The 7,377-nt window shown below is 61.5% G+C and carries 5 protein-coding genes; 2 read left to right on the forward strand and 3 right to left on the reverse strand.

The features are described from left to right. Positions 1-708 precede the first annotated feature (708 nt). On the reverse strand, positions 709-2,982 hold the full coding sequence (locus tag WA944_RS21610; RefSeq protein WP_526373822.1) for a DUF2357 domain-containing protein: 2,274 nt from the start codon (positions 2,980-2,982) through the stop codon (positions 709-711). A gap of 2 nt (positions 2,983-2,984) precedes the next feature. Continuing rightward, positions 2,985-5,138: an McrB family protein gene (locus WA944_RS21615; RefSeq protein WP_526373821.1), complete on the reverse strand. Its 2,154-nt coding sequence runs from the start codon at positions 5,136-5,138 to the stop codon at positions 2,985-2,987. 297 nt (positions 5,139-5,435) lie between these two features. Here WA944_RS21615 and WA944_RS21620 point away from each other — a divergent pair, with 297 nt between their 5' ends. Beyond that, positions 5,436-6,455, forward strand: coding sequence for an EspA/EspE family type VII secretion system effector (locus tag WA944_RS21620; RefSeq protein ID WP_526647328.1), 1,020 nt, complete (start codon positions 5,436-5,438; stop codon positions 6,453-6,455). Next, positions 6,439-6,921 carry a hypothetical protein gene (locus tag WA944_RS21625; protein ID WP_526375081.1) on the forward strand — a complete coding sequence of 161 codons (483 nt, stop codon included), beginning with the start codon at positions 6,439-6,441 and terminating at the stop codon, positions 6,919-6,921. The genes WA944_RS21620 and WA944_RS21625 overlap by 17 nt, the downstream gene beginning before the upstream one ends. Positions 6,922-7,051: 130 nt before the next feature. Here the strand turns inward: WA944_RS21625 and WA944_RS21630 are convergent. Continuing rightward, positions 7,052-7,377 (reverse strand): serine hydrolase (locus WA944_RS21630; protein ID WP_526647329.1); only part of this gene is annotated, 326 nt, incomplete at its 5' end.

Genomic DNA, 7,377 nt, shown 5'->3' on the forward strand with positions numbered 1-7,377 from the left:
GCGGACTGGATCGCCTCATGGTCGGGCAGGGCGCCGAGCCACATCGCTCGTTCGAACTTGTCCACCGTGCGGACAGGCTTGTCCAACAGCTGCTGGCTGCGGCCGAGGAAGGTGAAAAGGTTGATCGCACGACGCACCAAGCGGTCGTTGTCGGTCTCGTCCTCGACGGCCAATGTCACCCTCCCTTAGCTTAGTAGGCACCCATTACAGGTACCGACGGAACGCCCAACCAGCACATCCGTCAATTTGCGATTATTGCGCACCAGTCCGACATAGCAGCAAACACTCATGTCAAAGCTTCTTGACCTCATCTGCATAGGCAACACCGCCGCGTCCAACTGTCAAGCTCCACCTGTTGACGCACTCTAAAATAGACCACTGACACAGTCTGTAAAAGGGTCACTCGGGAACGCGCTGGCAAAATCGATAGACCATCAACATATCGTCCCTCAACTTGTGAACCGCGCTTGCACGGTCAGGCCCTTCATTTGAGACCACTCCACCGAACGCCCCAGCTGCCTGTCAGCCTGCTGCACACGCCGGGACGACGGAATCGGGGATTCCCCTCGTATTTGCGAGTGCCAAAGGCAGGTGCAGCACTTCGTCCCGCGCTGTTCCACTTTAGCTATGCCGCCCGAATCGCCAGGAGCGAATGGCCGAGATCGGCAAGGCGGCTACAGAGGTTGGCGTTCCAGTCACCCCATAACCTCAGCGTTCGATGGCCGATGCTGCGCGGATAACGTCCCACCACGTCACTACATGCGGCGCCCCGTTGCGGACGTCCGCCGTCAGGATCTGCAGGTCGATCGAGTCGGCCCATGTGGGCAGATGTTCCACGAACTCGAGGTCGGCCACGAAGTAGAGAACACCGCGGGGACTGGGGTACCCAGTCCCCAACAAATCGGCTGCCGTTGCTGGCCGCCAGCGCACCAACTTCGCAGCGCGCACCACGTGCAGTGCGCTGTTCCGATTCTCGTACAAGAGAAGCAGCTTGGCGCCAAGCTCTCGTCCGCCGATCTCGACGGCGCCAGCCCGATCTCCTGCGCGAATGTTGTACTGCCTGACCCGTTCTATCCATTTGCGCTGCTCAGAATTTCGGACGAAGCCGAGAAGTACATTCGTATCGGCTGGAGGTTCGTCCAGGAAGTCCGTTGTCAGAGACGACTCGAGGGTGGGCTCACCAGGGCGATGTACGGTCGCGGTCCAGAAGCGATGACGCTCGTTACGCGTGACCTGACTCGCGACATGTGTGAGAACATCGTTCAAGAATTGGTCGAGGGCCTGCGACGAGGACGGTAGGCCGTCGCTGCTCGGTCTCAGCGGAAAGGCTCCGAGGCCTGGCAACACCTCTTTGAAGCCCGGGTGTCGACGGATGTCTTTGATCTCTGATCCCGGATACAGCACGTACGCTCCCGCCGTTCGCGAGATCGCGTCGCGGTACGCGTGCATCTTCAGCAGGTCGTCGCGCTTAGCACGGCCAGAGGTCGCCGACTCCTCGAACTGCTCGTCCGAATCAGGGCCAGTTTTTAGCTGGGCGAGGAGATTGTCGACGCGGTACTTCGCATCGAAGTGTAGCCAGACCTCGAGCTCCTGCGCGGACACGCGCAGAGGCGTGCTGCCTTCTGGACGAATACGCACAGAGCAGTCGGGGCGCATTGCTTGGCTCCATGAGCCCCGTCGATCGTCTGCACTGGCGAAGGTTCGATTGAAGAAGATATCGACACGAAGTGGCCTATTTCCTCGCCGGACCGACCACGACAACTTCGACGCGTCACCTGCCCGCATAGTCATTGAGATGCCATCGCCAACGACGGTGAAGGCCCGCGCCGTCTGATCTTCCCCGCACACGCGCCCTAGTGAATCCACCAATGCAAGAAAGCACCAGAACTCATAGAGCGTTGCGATGTTGCGTTGCGAAGCGGCGAAGACGTCCGTCATATCCCGACGATCAATGCACACGGTGGGAGCCGACTCGGTCATCGCGAAGGTCCGGAAGACTTCGCGGTAGCCCGCGCGCTTGAGTAACACCTGGTCCGACATTGGCATTCGCCGCAAGGAGCTGACGTCTTGAAAGAGCGGGTGCGCCAAATATTCTTCGAGTTGGTCACCAACGTCAACAGCGATCTGCTGCCCGCGGCGCAGCGGTCCTGACTCGACATTCTGGGAGGCCCGCCGCAACACGTCCACGAGTTCCAAAGCGACGGCTCGCCAGCGCTCTAGAGCGAACTTGACGAACTGATTGGCTGCGTTATCGACGCTCGCCTCGGTGCGATCACGCGTCAGAACAGCAGGCAGAGAAGTGATTTGGGCCGACCCGCCTACCCAGGGCACCCGCCGTCCGGGTGCACAAACTGCGCGGCGAAAGGCCGCCCCTGCTGGAAACGGTGATCCAATCGGGCGGATCTCTCGCTCAGACACCCAGGTGCGGTGTGGCTGTGAGGTAACCCTCGCCATCGCAGCCTCGAATAACGGGTCCTGCAGATATGCCGCGATCATCGCGAAGCGGAGGTACAGCAGTTCGGCGGGCAGCTCGCTCGGCGCAAGATCCAACATGCTGGGCGCGAATCCCTGCAACACTGCTTCAGCAGCCAATGAGGAGATGTCCATCAACATTTGGCGATATTCGGTCTCGTGATCCAGCTTGACGGCCAGAACGTCGACATCGGTCGTCCCTACTAGCTCCGTCGCGCAATCAGCAACCTGGATCCGGAGACGCCCCACGGCTTGGCCGGGGCTTAGCCGTCCTCGCTTGCAACTCGCATCATCGGGATCGAAAAGCTCGCGCGGCTCAACTTCTACATGTTCTACGTTCGCGGCGGCAGGCCGTATTTCGTAGCGGTAGGTCGCAGATTCACGCAACGTGATGTCGCCGCGCGCCGAGACCGCAAAATCCTGCCGACCCGGAAGGTTAGCGACAAACAGATCACCGACGACCTGGCCGTCGTCCGTTCGAAGCAGGAGCTGCATCGAGTCTTGGGGCATGGCTATTCAGCGAAGCTGACGAATTGATTCGCGCGCACGGACTCGATCATGCGGCCGATCTTGTGAAGCGTGACAGGCAGCCGCGGAACCGGACCGCTCCCTTGAGCCAGGGAAGCAAGAGCAGCGAGAACCGGCTCGACTCTCCGTCGCGACCCGTGCACCTTCGGCAGAACCTTCTGCATCATTGCGAGGTCGAGTGCGGTGTCACCATCGGTGTCGCCAGTCGCTGCTAAGTACGCGCAGAACCGCAGGATCTCGTACAGCGTTCGGTGCCCAAACTCTTGATTGGCGTCAGCCAAAATCGCGTGCACCTCTCGAAGCGCCGACACAATCTCATCGCGAGCCGGATGAGGATGCTCTCGCTGCCAATCGTCGCTTTCGGCCAGCGACGCGAAGGCACGCACGCGCCGATTCTCGCCCGCCGGCGCGGCAATGGGCCGCCGAAGCTCTGCGTCGAGCTCATCGGAGGTCACCCGGAACTCGAAGGTGAATGCCCTGTCGAGAACTTTTGGCGAGAACATGTATGTGGTCTCGTCTACGTTCACGGTGCCGACAACAAAAAGGTTCCGCGGCAACGGCAGCCTCTGCGTTTCTGCGTCACGCAAAACCCACTGACCAGATGGGTCATCGACGACCAGATCCGGCAAAACCGGACGTCTCGATTCGACCCCGGAGAGAAAGTCCGAGAAGTACCGCTCGACGTGGGCCAGGTTCATCTCGTCCAGGATCAGCAAGTACGGGTGCTCGGGATCGTTCGCAGCGCGAAGAACAAACTCGAACGCCTCGGGAACGAACCACACCGGCGCCCCAGACGTGGACCTACGTAGCGCATCTTCGTACCCGAAGATGGATTCCGGTCCCGTCCAGTCAGGCCGCACAGGCACAACGACGTGACGATGACGTCCGTGTTCATCTGTGCCGAACCATTCACCGAGTCTCATCGCGAGCTGGGTCTTGCCCGAACCGGCGAGTCCTGTCAGGATCGCGAAAGGCTTGGCAAGCAGACTGCTTATGAAGGATCGGACGAGGTTCGAGCCTGTTGGGAAGCGGAGTCCAGAGGCCTCGACTGCGGCGGCAAAGTCACGAAACAATTCGGCCGGCGTCGGCGCCTCCGGCGATGCCGGGGTGGTATGCGTAGCGACTGGGACCAAAGGTAGGTTCGCCGCAAGCTCGGCGAACCGCTGCGTCAGTTCGCTCACGAAATCTCCCTCCAACCGAACGAGATAGACCTGCTGGACAGATCCAGAGACTGTGAATGGCGAACCCTGCCTGATTCGTGCACCCTCATCGATCGCGGCAAGTGCGACCGGCTCATTGAGCTCCTGGTATTGCGTCTCGACCAGCCGGCCTGCCTCCTCCCAGGTTTGGTCGCCCAGCGGATTCGGCGCCGGCCTCGCAGCTGCGCCTACATGGCTTACGGCCCGCAACGAGCCATTGCTGTAATGCAGGACAACGTCACCTTCCCGAACCTCATCCATCGTGTCCCAGTGGTACTGCGGGCGGCCCGCCTTGTTCAGCATCGGCGCCCAAAGGAACCCACCATCACGCTCCTTTGTGTAGGTGGCGCCTTGATTCACCCACCAGACCGAAGCCTGTCGTCCAAGAAAGCTGACCCCCGCGGTGGTGAGATCTCCGTTCCTATCGATAAGCCCACTCTCGATGAGGAGTTCTCGGTAACGAGCCCCCTGCGATTCGAAGGTCCGGTCCGCTTGCCACTGGCCGGTGTTCGCTTGCTCAGCAAGCTCGCGCCCTAAATCGTCATTCGAAAAGCCGGCGGGCAAGTCACGAACAACGCGAAGTGCAATCCGAACGTCCTCAGCCAGCTCGGCGCTACCACCAAATAGCCGGTCACGGAGGATGCCAGCCTGGATGTCACTAACAATCCAAGGTTCGCCCGGTTCCACATTCTCGGCGTACGCGATACCCGATTCGGTGAGCTTCCACCTGCGCTCGTCCTCCACCACCAGGTCGAGCATCCGCGCGAACCGGAGACAGTCGCGGGCGCGCCTCTCGGGGTTCTCGAACGGACCGTCGGACTTGAAGAGTTGAGCAGGATCGTTCCCGAGAAGTTCCTCGACAGTGGCCGAGCCAAGTTCGCGGAGTCGGGCGAGCAATAGATTGCCGTAGCTGAACTTCAGGGTAGGGATAGCCAGCACAGTCTCAGGCTAGTGGGACCAGTGCAGCCGCACCGCAGCATCCGACATCCGGCTTCTGAGACCGCGTTTGCAATTCACTCGACCCGCCGTCTCCGGCGTGACACACGCCGGCGTCCGGGCTTCGGCGTGTATCAGCTCCTGCGGGTTTAGAAGTCTGTTCAGACGGCCCCCACGGTCCCAGACTGCTTGCGGACCACGACCGGCCTGCTGTTATCCCGCAGACGGCTGCGAGAAAGTTCCGTCACTAGGGCTGTTCCGGCTCGGCGATAATGAGCGAATGTCGGCGGGGCCCACAAGGTGAGCACGGTTGACGCCTTCCTAGCGACATGGACACGTGCTCGGACTACCTTTGGCGAGGGTGTCCCACGCTCCGGCGAAGGATTCGACCAGAGTTCTCGATTGAATCAACTCAGATCCACCTTGGACGGAGCAGACCCGCAGCGACACTGGTCCGGCGCTGCAGCGACCCGATATGGCGCCGTCAACTCCGAGCACCAGCGCGTGGTCGGCGAAATAGCCACCCTCGATAAGCAATTGGCCAGACAGATCGATCAGTCCGCGCAGATCGTTACCGCCGGTCGCCGTGAACTCGATTCGGTACGCCGATGGGTTCTTGCTGCCGCTGCCAGCGTGCCCGACAACCAAGCGGGCCGACACATGCTCGCCGCAATCTCAGCCCGAGGACTAGCTCAGATCAGCGACGTCATGATCCGGGCTGATGGGGAACTTGGTGTCGTTGGTGAACGAATCCGCACCATTGGAGCTCGGTATCACGAACTGGGCGCAGGTCAGAGGTTCGGCGGTATGGCCGAGGACGCTATTCAAGCCGTCGACTTCAAGCAGGCGCCTCCCCTCTCGGAGTACCCGATCAATGAAGTCATCGCCGAGGCGACCGACCTCGACGGCAACCATGTCGTCCTGCGGCGCGGCTATTACGACGAGAACAGTCAGAGAGGCTTCGGGTGGGACAAGGCGTATTGGAGGCATCACCTGGTGAATCCCAATGTGTTCACCGACCTCGTTTCACACAGTCGGCCGATCAGCAACGACGGCGGCACGCTGGTCTACGAGGTGCCCATCAACCGCGTGCACTGTTCGCGCGGATTTCTGGGGATACCTGATTGCCAGGACACTGGAGAAAGCGTCACGATGAGGATTGTGGCGAACATCAACGAGGGCAACCCCGCCGTTCCCGGCGGCGGGCAGAAGGGGGTCATTTCGATGTATCCGCTGACAGGCGGCAGCGGAGTGGTCGAAGTCCGACCAGGCTGGACGTTGACGCCACCTTGGGTGAACAACAATGTGCCCATCAACTGACACCGGAGGTGCGGAGTTCGCCGCGGAGGTACTGCGAAAGCTGCTGCAGCGCATCGAGGAAGCCAATGCCCAGGGGCAAGGCCCCTATCTTGTCTCTCATGCCTGGACCGCCGAAACCAAGCTGTACCTGGTGTACACGGCGCCGCCATCGGATCGAACTTGGGGACTGGCGCGTGACACCACCGAATCCATCATCGACCCTGGCCCTTGGCTGAATGTCGACGAGGCGGCCCGGTACTACTACCTGGTGGACTTCGAGGAGAACCAACCGTCGTCGTCGTTCCGCCACCCCAGCGATACGGACGCCATCTGGTGGTTCGGGTTTCCTCGCGACGGTCTGCCCCAACACCTGTCCGATTTGCGCGAGGAGAACCGATACCGAGGGGCAGGATCGCCACTTCCGCCCCACACTAAGGAAGATGCGACCCCCGCCAACCCGCGACGATACGGAAACCAGCTCGAGTAGACCCGCGTCCCGACGCCGACGGAACGCGTCAACGGGCGTCAGCGCATTGATTCGGCTCCAGCGCTGACGTTCAGACTGCGATGAGGGCGTCAATTCGCGCGGAATCCGCGCCGTCAGCGCAGCCTGAACGTCAAGCGGCGAGCTCGGCGTAGACCGCGGCCTCGAATCCGAGGATCGTCTCGACCATCTTGTCGCCGAAGAACGGCAGTAGCTGCGTCGCGATGACGGCGCCGATGCCCGCCTTGCGGTCGATCCAGAAGAAGCTGTTGAACAGCCCCGACCAGTCAGCCGAGCCCGCGCTGCGCATGCCGGGCAGGTCGACCAGGTAGAGGTGGAACCCGAGGCCCCACCCCTGCGGGACGTCGAGCAACTCGACCGGCCTGGTCAGCTCGGGGACGGTCGGCTCCATGTGCTTGGGCAGCGGCGCCCCGTCGAGGTGGTCCCGCAACGCGAGCT

The sequence above is a fragment of the Mycobacterium sp. genome (assembly GCF_049683355.1).
In the GTDB taxonomy this organism is placed as follows: domain Bacteria; phylum Actinomycetota; class Actinomycetes; order Mycobacteriales; family Mycobacteriaceae; genus Mycobacterium.